This is a genomic window from Paenibacillus sp. NPDC058177 (assembly GCF_042883835.1).
Taxonomy (GTDB): Bacteria; Bacillota; Bacilli; order Paenibacillales; family Paenibacillaceae; genus Paenibacillus_AQ; species Paenibacillus_AQ agri.
Genome location: NZ_JBHVVB010000010.1, coordinates 122,780 through 139,016 on the forward strand (window position 1 = coordinate 122,780; position 16,237 = coordinate 139,016).

Annotated in this window: 14 protein-coding genes and 1 pseudogene; 13 read left to right on the forward strand and 2 right to left on the reverse strand. The window is 43.8% G+C overall.

Translation table 11 applies throughout. From position 1 onward, the window contains the following. Window positions 1-226 precede the first annotated feature (226 nt). The 9 genes and pseudogenes from ACFVU8_RS27610 (at window position 227) to ACFVU8_RS27650 (ending at window position 8,616) form a co-directional block, all read left to right on the forward strand. Window positions 227-571: a YojF family protein gene (locus tag ACFVU8_RS27610; RefSeq protein ID WP_387431675.1), complete on the forward strand. Its 345-nt coding sequence runs from the start codon at window positions 227-229 to the stop codon at window positions 569-571. Between the two features lie 23 nt (window positions 572-594). Beyond that, entirely contained in the window at window positions 595-1,251 is a 657-nt protein-coding gene (bshB2, locus tag ACFVU8_RS27615) for a bacillithiol biosynthesis deacetylase BshB2 (protein ID WP_387431801.1), read from the forward strand. Window positions 1,252-1,385: 134 nt separating this feature from the next. After that, window positions 1,386-2,471 (forward strand): hypothetical protein, encoded by a 1,086-nt coding sequence (locus ACFVU8_RS27620; RefSeq protein ID WP_387431677.1) that lies wholly within the window; start codon window positions 1,386-1,388, stop codon window positions 2,469-2,471. 275 nt (window positions 2,472-2,746) lie between these two features. Continuing rightward, the gene (locus ACFVU8_RS27625; protein WP_387431679.1) at window positions 2,747-3,556 is read left to right on the forward strand and encodes a DUF427 domain-containing protein; all 810 of its coding nucleotides are present in this window, start codon (window positions 2,747-2,749) and stop codon (window positions 3,554-3,556) included. Window positions 3,557-3,904: 348 nt separating this feature from the next. After that, window positions 3,905-4,648 (forward strand): annotated as a pseudogene (locus ACFVU8_RS27630) (ABC transporter ATP-binding protein); the annotation flags it as partial. 86 nt (window positions 4,649-4,734) lie between these two features. Beyond that, window positions 4,735-5,346 (forward strand): ABC transporter permease, encoded by a 612-nt coding sequence (locus ACFVU8_RS27635; protein WP_066379920.1) that lies wholly within the window; start codon window positions 4,735-4,737, stop codon window positions 5,344-5,346. A gap of 77 nt (window positions 5,347-5,423) precedes the next feature. Continuing rightward, complete coding sequence (locus tag ACFVU8_RS27640; RefSeq protein WP_387431682.1) at window positions 5,424-6,782, forward strand: LLM class flavin-dependent oxidoreductase; 1,359 nt, start codon at window positions 5,424-5,426, stop codon at window positions 6,780-6,782. Between the two features lie 45 nt (window positions 6,783-6,827). Continuing rightward, window positions 6,828-7,655 carry a DUF427 domain-containing protein gene (locus ACFVU8_RS27645; RefSeq protein ID WP_379467612.1) on the forward strand — a complete coding sequence of 276 codons (828 nt, stop codon included), beginning with the start codon at window positions 6,828-6,830 and terminating at the stop codon, window positions 7,653-7,655. A gap of 37 nt (window positions 7,656-7,692) precedes the next feature. Then, window positions 7,693-8,616, forward strand: a complete 924-nt coding sequence (locus ACFVU8_RS27650; RefSeq protein ID WP_379467614.1) for a DMT family transporter — start codon at window positions 7,693-7,695, stop codon at window positions 8,614-8,616. Between the two features lie 271 nt (window positions 8,617-8,887). On the opposite strand, the gene ACFVU8_RS27655 is transcribed toward ACFVU8_RS27650, so the two are convergent. Both ACFVU8_RS27655 and ACFVU8_RS27660 read right to left on the reverse strand, forming a co-directional pair. Next, the gene (locus tag ACFVU8_RS27655) at window positions 8,888-9,967 is read right to left on the reverse strand and encodes a substrate-binding domain-containing protein (protein WP_387431684.1); all 1,080 of its coding nucleotides are present in this window, start codon (window positions 9,965-9,967) and stop codon (window positions 8,888-8,890) included. Window positions 9,968-10,298: 331 nt separating this feature from the next. After that, window positions 10,299-11,240, reverse strand: a complete 942-nt coding sequence (locus ACFVU8_RS27660) for an MTP-1 family protein (RefSeq protein ID WP_387431686.1) — start codon at window positions 11,238-11,240, stop codon at window positions 10,299-10,301. A 160-nt stretch (window positions 11,241-11,400) separates the two neighbouring features. On the opposite strand from ACFVU8_RS27660, the gene ACFVU8_RS27665 reads away from it, so the two are divergent. The 4 genes from ACFVU8_RS27665 to ACFVU8_RS27680 all read left to right on the forward strand — a co-directional run bounded on the left by ACFVU8_RS27665 (window position 11,401) and on the right by ACFVU8_RS27680 (window position 16,098). Further along, complete coding sequence (locus tag ACFVU8_RS27665) at window positions 11,401-12,249, forward strand: helix-turn-helix domain-containing protein (RefSeq protein ID WP_387431688.1); 849 nt, start codon at window positions 11,401-11,403, stop codon at window positions 12,247-12,249. A 356-nt stretch (window positions 12,250-12,605) separates the two neighbouring features. Next, window positions 12,606-13,460 (forward strand): ABC transporter permease, encoded by an 855-nt coding sequence (locus tag ACFVU8_RS27670; RefSeq protein WP_387431803.1) that lies wholly within the window; start codon window positions 12,606-12,608, stop codon window positions 13,458-13,460. Between the two features lie 11 nt (window positions 13,461-13,471). Beyond that, window positions 13,472-14,368 carry a carbohydrate ABC transporter permease gene (locus ACFVU8_RS27675; protein WP_379467753.1) on the forward strand — a complete coding sequence of 299 codons (897 nt, stop codon included), beginning with the start codon at window positions 13,472-13,474 and terminating at the stop codon, window positions 14,366-14,368. Window positions 14,369-14,475: 107 nt separating this feature from the next. After that, window positions 14,476-16,098: an extracellular solute-binding protein gene (locus ACFVU8_RS27680; RefSeq protein WP_387431691.1), complete on the forward strand. Its 1,623-nt coding sequence runs from the start codon at window positions 14,476-14,478 to the stop codon at window positions 16,096-16,098. Window positions 16,099-16,237 lie beyond the last annotated feature (139 nt).

Genomic DNA, 16,237 nt, shown 5'->3' on the forward strand with positions numbered 1-16,237 from the left:
TACCACTATTCTGGTGGAAATCTATTTGAAGATTTATTAGAAATAGATATTGGATACCTTTCCCTAGTATTCAGAAACATCCATTGAATTACATAGCATCGCAAGTTATACTTTGATGAGAAATAAGTCACACTTATATCATGTAGGTCCGTTCTGCAAAGGGTTGGATCTTATTTCTTATATGTACATTCAGCTATACAATTCAGTCAGAGATGGAGGCGTAACATTGCAGCTAATCAATCAGTCAGAAATACAACAAAGAATCGACAGGTTTAAAGATCAGGATATGTATATCCATCTTGAGTTGACAATGGGGGCATATGCAGCTCACTTGGATAGCACTAAGCATTCGGCTTCTACTTTCATCACCAATGCTGTTATTCAATATTCTCACGGGTCGATTTCAGGAGAAGGACCTTATCGTATCGGTTTGAAAATGTCGCAAGGTTGGGTGTACTCAGAAGGTTTAACTCACTATGAAGAGAGTGAGACAGATAGATTGATCATGGCAGGGCACGACAGTCAAGGCAAGCTTATCGTATCTTTACAATTAAGCCGGGAGCCTTTCTAATGCATGAGGAGATGAAGAATTCAGTGGAGAGACATATTCTTGTTGTACTGCCACACCCGGACGACGAGGCCTTCGGTGTAGCGGGTACCCTGGCGAAGCATATACAGAATGGAACTCAGGTAACTTATGCCTGCCTGACACTAGGCGAAATGGGCCGGAATATGGGGATTCCGCCTTTCGCCAATCGGGTAACTCTTCCCGAGATACGCAAAAAAGAGCTTGAAGCATCTTGTGAGGCCATTGGGATACAGGATCTAAGAATGCTTGGTTTCCATGACAAGATGATTGAATTTGAGGATCAGGACTTGTTGGATAGTCAAATTGACGCGCTCTTGAAAGAGCTTAACCCTTCGTTAATCGTTACGTTCTACCCGGGTTATAGCGTTCATCCCGACCATGATGCCACTGGAGCCGCAGTTATCCGTACGGTTGAAAGACTACCTAAGGCAGAGAGACCTCCTGTTCACTGTGTGGCGTTTGCCCGGAACACGGAGCAAGAGATCGGCAAACCTAATGTTATCATTGATGTCAAAGATTTTCTGAAGCCTAAAATGGCATCGATTCAAGCGCATAAATCACAATTCCAAGCGGCAGAGTTAGTAGGCAGCAAAGAATTGAATGATGAAGAGATTCAAGCGCGTTTTGGAACAGAGCATTTCTGGATTTATCCTTTTATATAAGGAAGTCAAAACATATAGTAAATTCAAACAACCAATCGCCGGAAATCAATCGGTGATTGGTTGTTTAATTTCTCCTTGGGTAAAAGTGGTAAGATTGATTGTGTAGAGAACAAGAATAGATAAGGATGATGACTTTGACCATTGAGGACCGACTTAAAACGCTTAGAGAGGAACTAGTAAAAGAAGAGTTTGATCTGCCAATCACCTATACAAACATATCTTATAAGGAATTAGTTAAAACTAAGAATTTATCTTATATGGAAGGTGCCCGACAGCTGAAATTAAAGCATGTACTATCGGACGCTGAAGTTAACATGGTTAATAAAGTATGTGAGGCTATTGAAAGTTCACTCCATAAATATTATGATGGTTTCCCATCCGAAGCATACCAGCTATTAAAGCCAGCTATTGATCAACTGAGCTGTTACTTCGATAGTTTTTACTTATTTAACAGAAATCGAGACCCACGGTTATACAGAATAAGAAGAGATATGACTCCACTTACAAATAAAAAAGACTTATTTCATATTCCGTTTGAAGAAAGGACGCTTGTATCCACACAGCGGTATAGCATTCCAGGATTTCCATGCCTCTATTTAGGAAGTTCTGTCTACGCATGTCTGGAGGAATTGAGAACAGTAAGTAACACGCAGCATGTATATGTTTCTTCGTTTAGAAATGATCGTGGAATGAATTTTATCGATCTGGGCTATCCCCCTAGAGTAGCGACAAAAGCTTCATATAAAAAAAGTGATACCGAAAGTTACGATGCTTTAAAAGCACTGTATCTCTGCTGGCCATTAATGGCTGCATGTTCCGTTCAGGTAAAGGATGATGCGCGCCCATTCAAACCAGAGTATATTATTCCTCAGCTTTTGTTGCAATGGGTAAGGAACTCGACCCATTTTAATGGAATTCGATATTTTACATCTAGAAGCAACAGTTATGTTCAAAGTGTACACTTGTATCAAAATTATGTTTTTCCAATAAAAGAAAACAAGGAGTATGGTTACTGTGATAATCTCGTCGAACATTTTACATTAACCGATCCTATTAGTTTTGATCAGTATCGATCAGACTATAATAAGGAGCCAAAAAATTTTGGCATGGGAAGGAAAGGGACAATTGACGATAGTGGTATACAGACCGATTATCGGCTAACTTACTACTCTTACTTAGAAGAAAAACTGGCGGAAATTAATTATTCAACGTTGTATTAAACCATCCTCCAGCTATAAATGTACAGTCATTTGAAAAGCTCAAGCGCCGCACTCCCCTAATCGGCTCTAGGGCTTATTTTTTTCTATATAGATTATTTCAGTTCTAGTATCGGGACTGCTTTATCATTAGTTTTACATGGGTCAATGTATTAATTTTTAAATTCTTATTGGAAAAGTAGGTTTTTTATGTTGAATATCTGAAATTTGCATGATATTATCTAAATGCAATAATTCATTACCTATATTTGATATTATTTAGAAGGAGGAGAGTACACATGTCTAATAAGAAGAAATTGCAGTTTGATTCAAATCCAAGACGAGTAAGAGTGGAGTTTGAAGGGATTACGATTGCGGATAGCAAGAATGTGATCACGGTTCATGAGAGAGGGCATCTTCCGGTTTATTATTTTCCCGAGAGTGATGTTCGCAAGGATCTGTTCGTAGAGTCGGAGCATCATTCCCACTGCCCATGGAAAGGTGCAGCATCGTACTGGAGTATCAAGGTTGGGGACCGGATTTCAGAAAATGCAGTTTGGAGCTATCAGAATCCTATTCCTGAGAGTGAGCCGATCAAAGGATATGTTTCATTCTATTGGAATCAAGTAGATGCCTGGTTCGAAGAAGATGAAGAAATCTTTGTTCACCCGCGTGACCCTTATAAAAGAGTAGATGCGCTGCAAAGTTCTCGGCATATCAAGGTAGTCATTGATGGTGTAACGGTAGCGGATAGCAAACGCCCGATCATTGTATTCGAGACAGGTGTCCCTGTTCGTTATTATTTACCGAAGGAAGACGTGAAGCAGGAGTTCCTGCAGGAAACCGACTTGGAAACGAGATGCCCTTACAAAGGAAAGGCTTCTTATTGGTCCGCTGAAGTGAATGGTACCGTTCATGAGAACATTGTGTGGAGTTATCTCAATCCGATTCCCGAAATCCCTAAAATTAAGGAATATCTCTCCTTCTATAATGAACGTGTAGAGATTTATGTTGACGGCGAGAAAGAAGGAGAGACTTCTTGGTATCGCTCCGCATTGGATTTTTTTAATGCTAATGAGATTAAACCTACGCTTGTGGAAAGTAATTAATTCTTAAGGATAACTGCATAGTAGTCTAATATGGCTGACCTGATCACAGGAGGTCTTTTTTTTATGCCCTATAACATAAATCATTTTGTGATTTGATAATTTTAATCCGATGTGTTTACTTGTTTTTAATGATTGACAAAAAATTATACGTAATATAATATTGCATTAAAGTATTACATTACAGTATTGTATTATCGGATGTTAATAATATAAGAGACTAACCTTACAAACGGAGGTCTCATTTCCCTTGCAGCTACATGAGGGAGATGTGATCTTTTTTTATATTTAAAACCAACTAAAATTATGAATTAAGTTGGTATATTTTGAAAAGAAGGATGAGTGATTGATATGGGTGTTGGCGTAGCCGCAGTACAGTTCAAGCAAGTGACCAAAAATTATGGTTCGGGTAATGTGTTGGAGAATTTTGATCTAACCATACCTACTGGTCAAATCGTTACCATTATCGGACCGTCAGGTTGCGGGAAGACAACGCTGCTTAAAATGATCAATCGCTTGATAGAGCCGGAGTCTGGTTCTGTATTGGTAGAAGGGCAGGAGGTCAGCACGCTTAATCCGGTTGAGCTGCGGCGGAATATTGGTTATGTCATTCAACAGATCGGATTATTTCCTCATATGACCATTGAACAGAATATCTCTATCGTTCCAAGACTTAAGGGTGAGAAGAAGAAAGATTTGGTTCAGCGTACAGAAGAACTTCTGCAATTGATTGGTCTTGATCCACAGCAATTTCGCAGCCGTTACCCGCATGAGCTAAGTGGTGGACAACAACAGCGCATCGGTGTAGCTCGTGCACTTGCTTCCAATCCTTCTATTATTCTTATGGATGAACCTTTTAGCGCATTAGACCCCATTAGCCGAGTACAGCTACAGAAGGAGCTTATTAAGCTGAATGAAAAAGTGCAGAAGACCATCGTGTTCGTAACACATGATATCGATGAGGCACTTAAAATAGCCGACCAGGTAATTCTGCTAAAGGATGGCTTTATTATTCAGACTGGAACACCTGCGAATTTACTGGAGGCACCTGCTTCTGACTTCGTTCGTGAATTTCTAGGTGCAGAGCGGTTTGAACAATATTCAATTTGATCTCGATTATCAATGAAAGGGAGTGGTTATGGGTGGATCAATTTTGGAATACCTTGCAAGCAGATTGGCCTATGATTTTACAGAAGATGGGGGAGCATATCAATCTGTCACTGATCTCGGTTCTGATTGCTTGCCTGATTGCAGTACCGACCGGAATTATTCTTACTGCCTATAAACGTGTAGCGAACACAGTCATAACAACGGTATCTGTGATTCAGACCATTCCCAGTCTCGCATTATTCGGATTTATGATCCCATTTCTGGGCATTGGAACAAAACCTGCGATTATCGCGTTAACGCTGTATGCGTTACTTCCGATTCTCCAGAACACCTATGTAGGTATCGGGGGTGTGAATCAGGCGTTAATTGAAGCCGGTACGGGAATGGGAATGACCAGATGGCAGATTCTATGGATGGTTCAACTTCCTATTGCGCGCAGCGTTATTATGGCCGGTGTAAGGCTAGTTGCGGTGCAAACGATCAGTATGGCTACTATTGCTACTTATATTGCTGCCGGAGGACTGGGCGATATTATTACCAGAGGGATCGCGATGATCAATACGGTAACTATTATGGAAGGTGCCATCCCTGTATCGCTACTCGTTATTGTCGTTAATTTATTGTTGCTAGGACTGAATAAGTTGCTTACGCCAAAAGGCCTGCGTCAATATACCAGAAATTAATATTTAATAACGAAGGAATGGCTGGAGAATCAAGGCCTGCTGTAATTAACAGACAGTATAAGGGATGGTGTATAGAGATGAGTAATAACAAACGACAAATGGCACTGGGAGCGATGATGTTCTTTCCAGCAGGTGAACATATCTCCAGTTGGAGACATCCAGAATCGGATGCGGCTGGTCTGCTTGATTTTAATTACTACAAGCATATTGTGCAGACTGCTGAGCGCGGGAAATTCGATATGTTCTTCTATGCAGATGAACTATATGTTTGGGACAGATTTCAGTCAGGAATCACTGCGGCAAACAGCATTCGACCAGAGCCATTCACACTACTATCTGCGCTATCTGCAGTCACAGAGCGAATTGGTCTTGTAGCAACCGTATCAACGACATATAACGAGCCGTATCATATTGCCCGCAAATTAGCCACGCTGGATCACTTAAGCAGTGGACGTTCAGGATGGAATATCGTAACTTCGCAGACGGATGAAGAAGCCCGGAACTTCGGTAAAGATAAACACTTGGAGCATGAGAATCGTTATGGAAGAGCTGGGGAGTTCGTCGATGTGACTCAAGGGCTGTGGGATAGTTGGGAAGATGATGCCATTGTATTGGATAAGGAATCAGGTGTTTTTGCGGATAAAGATAAGCTGCATAATTTGAATTATAAGAGTGATGAGTTCCAAGTTCGGGGTCCATTGAATGTATCACGGCCTCCGCAAGGGTATCCTGTATTGATTCAAGCAGGAGCTTCGGAAGCAGGCAAGGAGCTGGCAGCCGCATCAGCAGAAGTTGTATTTGCACCAGGTACAGCCTTTGGGCCGTTTGGAACGGTTGAGGATGGGATTGAACTATACGAGGATATCAAGACAAGGTTAGCTAAATACGGTAGATCTCGTGATGATCTGAAGATTCTACCGGGCTTTATGCCTGTTATTGGACGGACGGAGGAAGAAGCGGCCCAGCGGTTGGCGATTGTGGAGGATCTTACGCCTGAGAACCTGGGACTTGATCTGCTCTCTCATTATTTGGGTCATGATGTATCACAGTATCCATTGGATGAGCCATTGCCCTTCACACCAAAGCTGGAGGGCTTTAATCAGAGTAAGAGCAGTTTAGCCAAAATCATTCAATTGCTGGAGCGGGAGACTCTGACTATTCGCCAGCTCTATAAACGTCTTAACTCGCGCGGAGTAGCCGGAACACCTTCGCAGATTGCTGACCAGATGGAAGAATGGTTCGTCCGTGGCGCAGCGGATGGTTTTAATGTGATGTTCCCGCATTTGCCTGGCGGTCTGGATGACTTTGTGAACTTGGTTGTCCCTGAATTGCAGCGGCGCGGAATCTTCCGCGAAGATTATGAAGGAACGACCCTTCGTGAACATCTGGGACTGCGTCGCCCTGCTAATCGTCATAGTGTGATCGCTACGCGTTAATCTGATATTGAAGACAATATAACGGATAGATGGGAGATGGATTAGATGGCACATTATGACCCGCAGTGGAATTTAAATGATGAATTCGATGGCGATTGGCAGCTTAGAGCCGAAGTGAGTCCGAAATGGATTCGTGTAAAAATAGGCGAGACATTCGTGGCCGATAGCAGACGTGTGCTGATCGTTACGGAGACCGGCAAGCTGCCGGTGTACTATTTTCCCAAGGACGATGTCCGGACCGAGTTTCTTCAAGAATCGACTCATCGCAGAGAGGACCTTCACAAAGGGGAAGCCGTCTATTGGAACATTGGAGTCGATGATACGCTTGTAGAGAATGCCGTCTGGAGTCATCCTAATCCTTCCCAATCCAGTGCCATTATTGCGGGATATATTACTTTTATCTGGAAAAATAATGATATTAGATGGTTTGAAGAAGAGGAAGAAGTCATTAACCATGCCAGAGATCCTTATTCGAGACTGGATGCCATTCCGAGTTCCAGACATATAAAAGTAATCGTAGGCGGCAAGGTTGTCGCAGATAGTCAAGATCCGGTGATTCTGTTTGAGACAGGACTGACTCCGCGCTTTTATTTGCCTAAAGAGGATATTAACTTTGATTATCTAGTGCCATCAGATACAGTGACAACCTGCCCTTATAAAGGATCTGCCACATATCATTCTTTCAATAGCGATGGAGTGATTGCTGACAATGTGGTGTGGAGCTATCAGGAGCCACTGCCAGAGGTTCATGAAATAGCGGGTAGATATAGCTTTTATAATGAAGAAGTTGATGCGATCTACATAGATGGAGAGAAATGGTCCCTGCAGGGGCAAGACCGTTTACCTTACAAATCAATCGCTCATAAGCAATGAGATGTGCTTCTTCAGTTAATGTAGGGGAGTGCATCTAATGTCGAGTTATAGATCGGCTATTGTTGGACTTATTGGGGCAACTCTCTGTTGGGGATTAAGCTATATCATGAGTGCATATCTGATAAATTTTTTCTCTCCTGCATTTCTATCCTTTATACGCATGGTTTTGACATGGCTGCTGGTCCTGTTGTTGCTGTATCGTGCCGGAAAATTAAGATGGCCAACCCGGCCGGAATGGCTACTTTTGACGGCTAGTTCGTTGTTTGGCACTTTGATTCAGCAACCACTCTATTTCTCAGGTCTCAAGCTGTCCTCAGCAGCCAATGGTTCCTTGATCTATGCGGTAGCACCATTGGTAGCCATCTTCATGGAGCGCCTATTTTATAAGGTTTCGTTGACTGCAGGAAAGCTGGTTGGAGGCCTACTTGGTGTAGTGGGTGTTGTTATTATTATCAGTTTTGGCGGAGGGAAGTTCAGTCTATCATTAGGTGACTTGTATTTGGTACTGGCGATGCTGGGGATGACGATCGGTATGATGTTCACGCCACTGCTGGTGAAGACGATGTCACTGACAGCTATTAATATTATTTCTGGTGGATTAGGTGCTATTCTGATATCTCCTATGGTAGCAATAGAGTCGTATAATGGTGGTTTGATAGCAACAAATAATGCTTATATCTGGTTAATGCTACTTCCGTTAGCCTTGATTACAGCAACCTCGGGGATATGGTGGACAAGGGGCGTAGCGGTCACAGGGCCTGGGACAGCTTCCATGTTCATGAATATCCCGCCGTTTATCTCGCTTATCCTGGGGCATTTTTTATTGGGAGATGAGATCTACGTCACTCAATTGCTGGGCGGAGCCCTGATTCTAATTGGAGTTTTCATCTCTAATCGCAATGCTTCCAAAAAAGTTGTGCAGGTGAATGAGACAACGAGTACAACTGAAGCTACAACTTAAATGAATCGAAAGCCTCTCCTTAGTTTTTTGCTGGGGAAGGGCTTTTTGTATGGAGGCCTGTTAGAGAGAATCCGAGCACATAATTCTTCATCCTTTTCCCACCTTCATGTTTTATAAAAGAGCTGGAAGCAGGATAGTTGATGAGATTTGAACATGAAAACGCAAAAAAAGACGTCCGGAAATTGCATACTGGAGCGTCTTTTTTGCGATTTGGCATAGTGTTGTTCAATGTTCCAGGCTGGACTCAAAATCGAATTCGTGAGCTCAGACTTTAACCTTGAACTGGCTTGATGGAGTCACGTATGACCAAGCTTGTAGGCAACATGACCTTCTTATTGCCGTAAGACGAGCCTTCGGTAATCCTGAACAACAAATCGGCACTTTCATAGCCGAGAACATCGAAATATTGCTTCACTGTGCTCAAGGCGACCTTGGCGAATTTGGCGCTCTCGAAATCGTCAAAGCCCATTAGTGATAATTGGTCGGGGATACGAATGCCAAGTGCGGTCAGCTGTTCGAGCGCTTCGAGGGCCCGCTTGTCGTTGGCGCAGAACAGCGCGGTCAGCTCTCCATTTTGTACAAGGCGCGCAAGCGCAACATAGTCTAATTTCTTGTCCAGGAACAAGAACGAATCCTGTATCGGCACGGACGAATTCGACATGGCGTTGCAATAACCGTTGTATCTGTCGACCTCCGGGCTTAGGTGGTAGTCGTAAGCTGCAAATCCGATCTTTCGATGACCTTGTTTTATCAAATATTCTACCGCTTCATAGGCCCCATCATGATTGTTACATGTGACGACGTTGACCGGATATCCGGAAGGGGAACGATCAAGCATGACGAACGGAATCGATTTACTGCGAATTTCCCCGAGATAGCTCTTCGCAGCGTCGGGATCAGACGAATAGATAAGTAATCCTCGCAGTTCCGTTTGAATCAGCCCCAGAACGAGCTCGCGTTCCTGTTCGAAGTCGTTCTCCACAAATTCTACGATTAGTTTGCAACCATGCTTGCCCAGAAAGGACTGAATGCCCCGCATGATCTGCATATATGAGCTATCGTACAGGTCGACGCCGGAGATGACAAAAGCCACCAGATTGGAGGTCTTCTCTGAGACGGCTGCCTGGCTGGCAACAAAGCTTCCCTTCCCCCTCACGCGGTAGATCACGCCCTCGTTCACCAGCTCTGACAGCGCTTTGCGCACAGTGATGGAGCTGACATCCAGCAGCTTGGAAAATTCTGATTCGCTAGGAATCCGATGGTCCATTGTAAATTCCTGATTCTCGATCTGGGATAAGACATAGTCTTTTACCATCTGGTACTTTGGCAGAGCCAAGTCCTTTTTGCTCAAGTAGGTTCACCTCGTTCCAACATTTCTTCTATTGTAGCGCACATCGCTTTAAAAAGTATACGTACTTGTAGCGCATCTCGAAAAAAAATTGTCGGATGGGTAGGTGATTTTCAGGAATTTAGCAGGATAGGGGCGAAATTATATAAAAACTTTGAATTTCGTGATGCTCTGTATTACTATGAGATCAAATAAAGTATGTGTTTTAATTTACTTATCATAATAACTTCGAGGGGGTGCTTTACAAAAAATGAATGGTACTATACCACACCGTAATGTGACATAAAAAATGAGCCGCCGGGATAACCCAACAGCTCGATGCTTGGAATTTTATCTATAAGGTTACAATGGCGCCTTCACCCTCGAACGGGTAGTCGATGACGATGCGTCCTGCTTCGGTATCGCCGATACCGCTGTACAGATTAACCTTGCCGTCAGGCCGCATTTCAATACCGGCGGTGAAAGCACAGTCGTTCAGATGCGCCTTCTTGGCGGGGCCATCCGGATAACAAGGACGGGTGCCGATGATTTTCAAATCCGAGAATTGATTAGTTTGCGGATCGAGTACGAATGACATGTTCATATAGGTTGCTTGATCTCCCTGAGCGTAGCAGATATGGCCGATGACGCCAATCTTTCCGCTCTCTAGTAAGTATGCCTGGTTGCAGCCGCCCCACTCATCCTTACGGAACAGTCCATTGATATTTGGTGCGTTCTCAATGACTTCCGGAGACAGTGCGTCCAGGCTGTCAATGATTGTGAATCCCACTAAGGATTCGCTTCCATATTGCTTGCGTATTTCTTCATTGCGTGGTCTTGAGAAGACGCCGATCTTACCGTTTCGAAGCTCTACCAGCCGAATGTCCTTCATATAATCTGGACCGGTCGTGAAGTAGCAGAGGTCATGAAGATCATGCCCTTTGTAGAAATAACCGTAGAACGTATCGAGCTGACCTTGATTGAAACGAACATGTGTCCCGCCCAATACGAGCTGTTTGTTGACTACGCTAATATAAGGGTCTTCAAGCTGATAAATCATCGTATCCGGCACGGCTGTCCACTCGTCTGGACCGCTCTGTTCAAACAGGCGAACCCAAGACCTCGCCCACTCATCGCGTTTTTCCACGCGTCCATAAATGTAGCGCTTGCCGTTCCATTCGAACGGAATTGAAGGGTTGTAGACATCGAAGCCTTCGACTCCGTGGAAGACAAGCTTGGCACTTTCATAAATACGTTTGTTTACTTCGAATTGCTGACGCAGTTCCAATAAGTTCATTTGTGGTAAATCTCCTTTCAGGCTTCAGTAACAACTCTATCCTAATCAAAAGTCTTGCTCTAAATCTTGCTCCATTTTTGAATGCATTATGGTATTTTGACATCGAAGAAAATTGCCACTGTACAAAATTGCCACTGTACAAAATAAGGGGGAATTGCACATGTTGAAACTTCTTGCGGCAGACGGTATTGATTCTGAAATTCAGGCTCACTATCGACTGATCGCTTCGGTGCGCGATACGATCGGCATGCATACTCACGACTTCTTTGAGCTGTTTCTTATCTTGAAGGGTAGCGTTGTGCATATCATTAACGGCAAACGGCAGTTGTTGCAGGAAAATACACTAGTGTTCATAAGGGATCGGGACGTTCATTACTATGAACAGACGACGGATAGCGACTGCCAATTCATCAATTTATCGTTCAATAGGGAGGTCCTGGACGATCTGGTTGCTTTTTTGGGAGAAGGGTTCCCAAGCGAAAGGCTGCTTGAGCCGGTCATGCCGCCGTCGACTGTGCTGTCCAAAATGGAAAAGGAATATGTGCGGTACCGGCTGGGCCAGCTTAGTTTGATTCCGCAGGAGAAGAAGCTGGCTGTTAAAGCGGAGGTAAGAGCTATCTTGACAGATCTGTTTTCCCGGTACATCAAGGCAGAAGCCGATCCGGTTGAACTAACCGGACAGCCTGGATGGTTTAAGGATCTATGCAGAGAGGTGAGAAAGAAAGAGCATTTTACGCAGGGGACGGCTGCGCTTGTTGGGCTGTCGGACAAATCGCATGCTTACCTATGCAGAATGTTTAGAAAGCATCTCGGGATGTCCCCGACCCAGTACATTAACGAATTGAGAATGTCCTATGCCGAGAATTTGCTGCTGAATACGGACATGGAAATCGTGGAAATCAGCTTAGAGATCGGACTCGAGAACGTCAGTTACTTCTACGACTTATTCAAGCGGAGGCATAGTTTAACGCCTCATCGATATCGCCAATTCGGGATAGTTCATAGATAGTATACTAATTATTTTATGTATTTTTGTATTGACGGATGAAATAGTATGTGTTATTTTTTTGCCTAGCATAATAACTTTCAGGCACCATGAGATTCAAGTTTGTCTGGGACAGTAGCTGGAAGCTATTACGTATCTGACGAACGTAAAACAAATAACCTTTGGAGGCGGTGATGAATGCGCTTACATATAATGCGAATCAAATAACCAGGTTCATGTGTCTACGAGCAATATATCAGCTATAACCGATCACGACATGTTAACAGTTAGGAGGTGCTTCTTTGCAAGTAACCAATAACAAGTTAGTGGCCAGTAACAGGCTAGTGGCCAGAATCGTCAAGCACCGCTATCTCTATCTTATGGTGCTTCCCGGCTTTCTGACAGTGTTAATCTTTAGTTATTTTCCTATGTATGGAATTTTAATCGCTTTCAAAGATTTTAACGCTTCCAAAGGGATATGGGGAAGTGAGTGGGTAGGGTTAAAGTATTTCACTTCTTTTTTTAACGATCCCATGGCGTTTAGAGTTTTAAAGAACACATTGCTTCTTGGTTTGTATACCTTGTTTTGGTCATTTCCGGCGCCAATTATATTGGCTCTACTGTTTAATGAACTGAAAAACAAGCGTTTTAAGAAGGTTGTGCAGACGGTTTCTTATTTCCCGCATTTTATATCGGTCGTCATTGTTGCGGGGATGCTTAAGGAGTTTACGGCGAGAGACGGTTTGTTTAACAGTATCGTCACCTTCTTCGGCGGAGACCCGATCATGTTTCTTCTCGAGCCGAGCTTTTTCCGGACCATTTTCATCTCTTCTGGCTTATGGCAGGGCGTCGGATTCGGCACGATCATCTACCTTGCTGCATTAAGCGGAATTGATCCTACGTTGTATGACGTAGCCGAAGTAGACGGCGCAGGCCGATGGAAGAAGGTTGTACATGTCACATGGCCGTCGCTCAAGTCTACCTCTATTATTTTGCTGATTTTTGCCGTGGGAGGAATCCTCGGGAGCGATTTCCAGAAGATTATTCTGCTCTATTCGCCTGAGACTTACGAAGTAGCAGATGTCATCGGCTCCTATGCTTATCGTCAAGGTATATTGGGCGCCCAATACGAGTACACAACGGCAATTGGATTATTTATGTCGGTTATATCTTTTATTATTCTTTACTTGACCAATTGGATGAGCCGAAAAGTTTCCGAGACGAGTTTGTTTTAGGTGGTGAGATGTTGAAAAAGGATAGCATAGGCTCCAGAGCTTTTGACGTTGTAAATATTGTTTTCATGATATTTATCCTGATTGTGGTACTGTACCCGATTCTAAACATTATCGCTACATCGCTAAGCGGCGCACGTTACATCTCCTCTGGAAGCGTGACGATTTGGCCTAAGGGATTTAATCTGGAGGCGTACAAGACGGTATTTCAAGATCCATATATTTTTAAAGGGTATCTCAACTCGATCATTTATGCGGTCGGCTCTACGGGCATCATGCTGCTGTTTACGGCACTAATGGCGTATCCGCTAACGATTCCCGGATTTGCGGGCAAGAAATTTTTTACCCTTTTCCTAATGATTACGATGTTTTTCAGCGGCGGCTTAATCCCGACCTATCTGCTTATGCGTAGCCTGCATCTGTTAGATACAGTATGGGTTATGATTCTCCCCGGCGCGATTAGTGCCTACAATGTGTTTCTGTTTCGAACATTCTTTCTGAATATTCCTTCCGAGCTGAAGGACTCCGCTTATATCGATGGAGCGAATGATGTGGTAGTTCTTTTCCGGATCGTACTGCCGTTGTCGAAGGCGCTGTTTGCAACCTTTGCGCTATTCGGTCTGGTCGGAAGCTGGAATAGTTGGTTTGATGCTTTGATTTATTTGCGGGATCAGGATAAATATCCTTTGCAGATGGTGTTAAGAAACTACCTGTTCACCTTGGATACGACTGCGATTCAAGGACGGGTGGGCAGCGGTGCGGTTGCCATTAATGCTCCGGGGGAAGCGCTTGATCCGCAGGCGGTACGAATGAGTGTCATTATTATTACGATGTTTCCGATCATGTGTATCTATCCGATCTTCCAGAAGCATTTCACCAAAGGGATATTCGTAGGCTCCATCAAAGGCTGAGTTGCGGATAGCCGGTGGTGAAGGAGATGAGTGGTAGAGAGTTCATGATAGGTATTGAATAGTAGATTTGGAAAAGTAGTTCATTGAGCTAATTGGGGGGACGTTGAATGAACAAACTGGCAAAAATGCTTGTCCTTGGGTTGGTCATGCTGATGATTTTTTCTGGGTGTTCGAATAATTCCAAAAATTCAGTTTCCAATGAGGATAACCAAGAAGTAGTGCGTTTCTCGGTAACGCTGCCTGCGAGCGGTGTGGATAATCCGAATAGCCTGGTAGGCAAGGAATGGCACAAGCGTATGGAAGCCTATATGGGTAAGAAAGTAGAAATAAAATATAACTATATTCCGGGTTCTGAGTACGACGAGAAGGTCAAGCTCATGATCGCAAGCGCCGATCTGACAGACTTCTTCATAACACCGTTATTTTATGATGTGAGCCAAATGGCCGGGCAAGGCCAACTTCTCGAGTTAGCCCAATATAAAGATTTAATGCCGAACTATATGAACTACATTAGCAAGGTGAAGAATGGGATGAAGCGGGTTACGAATTCCGACGGAGAGATGTACGCCTTTAAAGAAACCTCCACGCCTAGGTTCCCTGAGGATCGAGGCATGCTTATTCAGAATACGGCTGCTTACCGCTATGACGTGTTCAAGGAGAATAACATCAAAATTCCGGACACGCTCGATGAATTCTATGAGGCTGCCAAAAAAGTTAAAGAGCTCTACCCCGACAAATATCCCGTCGCAACAAAATTTAACAGTCTAAGATCGTTGTTCTCTGCGAACCACATCCGGGATGAAATCTTCTGGGACGGAGAGAAATATGTATACGGGGTTCTGGAAAAGGGATATAAAGATGCGCTCCAATTTGCGAATAAGCTGTATTCGGAGAAGCTATTAGATCCGGAATACACGATTGATACAGATGATACGGTGAAAAGAAAAGCGCTGAATGGCGACAACTTCATGTGGCTAACGCAGTGGTTTACGACTCCGGCTGAGTACACGAGGACGGCCGACGATGGCAAGATTTTCGCTGTTTCTCTGTATCCTGACAATCCGGATTACGGGAAGGCCTGGCAGGAAGTTGTGAACGCCAATACTCCTGATTTGGGTTGGGGGGCATACGCTATCAACTCCAAAGCCAAAAATCCTGAGGAATTGATTAAATTCATCGATTATCAATATTCAGATGAAATGATCAGGCTCATCACTTGGGGGATTGAGGGCACGACTTATACCATCGGGGAAGACGGTCTTCCGACCTTTGTCGACTCGCTGAAAAATGCCAAGGATCCGTGGTTGGAAGGTGATAAATACGGCATGCGCGCAAGTCGAAACCATAACCCTGGGTTACAAATGGTTAGTGACTCAAGAGCGTTCGTAGACTTTGCCGCGACAGACTATACGGTATTTAACGGCAAATACGAAGAGGTGCCGATTGAGAAATCGGAATTCTTGACGAGTCTGCCATTGCATGACAACGATTATATTCCTTCCTGGTTGAGTGAGCCGTCGATTCAACTCACGGGCAATGAAAGCCAGCGGATTTCGGAGATTATGAATCCGGTTAAGACGTTCGTTACCGAAGAGCAGGCCAAATTCGTAGCAGGCAAGAACAGCTTCGATAATTGGCAGGCATTCATTGATAAAGTGCAAAAAATGGGGGCTATTGATGAAGCTCTGAAAATTTACAACGATGCTGCACAAAGAGCAGTAGCAAACTAATAGTGATCGTCCTCCGTGGCCGACCGCCACGAGGGCGGTATGTCGTATAGCGCTAGGATCAAAGATTATGAAACTATAGGATGTGAGAAGAACCTTGAAAGAGAAAAAAGAGATTTTATTCCATGTTGAAAAGCTGCTA

Excerpts from the sequence above, each read along its gene's own strand:
- ACFVU8_RS27625 (WP_387431679.1), top strand. The coding sequence starts at position 2,747 with ATGTCTAATAAGAAGAAATTGCAGTTTGATTCAAATCCAAGACGAGTA.
- ACFVU8_RS27635 (WP_066379920.1), top strand. The coding sequence starts at position 4,735 with ATGATTTTACAGAAGATGGGGGAGCATATCAATCTGTCACTGATCTCG.
- ACFVU8_RS27640 (WP_387431682.1), top strand. The coding sequence starts at position 5,424 with ATGAGTAATAACAAACGACAAATGGCACTGGGAGCGATGATGTTCTTT.
- ACFVU8_RS27645 (WP_379467612.1), top strand. The coding sequence starts at position 6,828 with ATGGCACATTATGACCCGCAGTGGAATTTAAATGATGAATTCGATGGC.
- ACFVU8_RS27650 (WP_379467614.1), top strand. The coding sequence starts at position 7,693 with ATGTCGAGTTATAGATCGGCTATTGTTGGACTTATTGGGGCAACTCTC.
- ACFVU8_RS27660 (WP_387431686.1), bottom strand. The coding sequence starts at position 11,240 with ATGAACTTATTGGAACTGCGTCAGCAATTCGAAGTAAACAAACGTATT.
- ACFVU8_RS27665 (WP_387431688.1), top strand. The coding sequence starts at position 11,401 with ATGTTGAAACTTCTTGCGGCAGACGGTATTGATTCTGAAATTCAGGCT.
- ACFVU8_RS27670 (WP_387431803.1), top strand. The coding sequence starts at position 12,606 with ATGGTGCTTCCCGGCTTTCTGACAGTGTTAATCTTTAGTTATTTTCCT.
- ACFVU8_RS27680 (WP_387431691.1), top strand. The coding sequence starts at position 14,476 with ATGAACAAACTGGCAAAAATGCTTGTCCTTGGGTTGGTCATGCTGATG.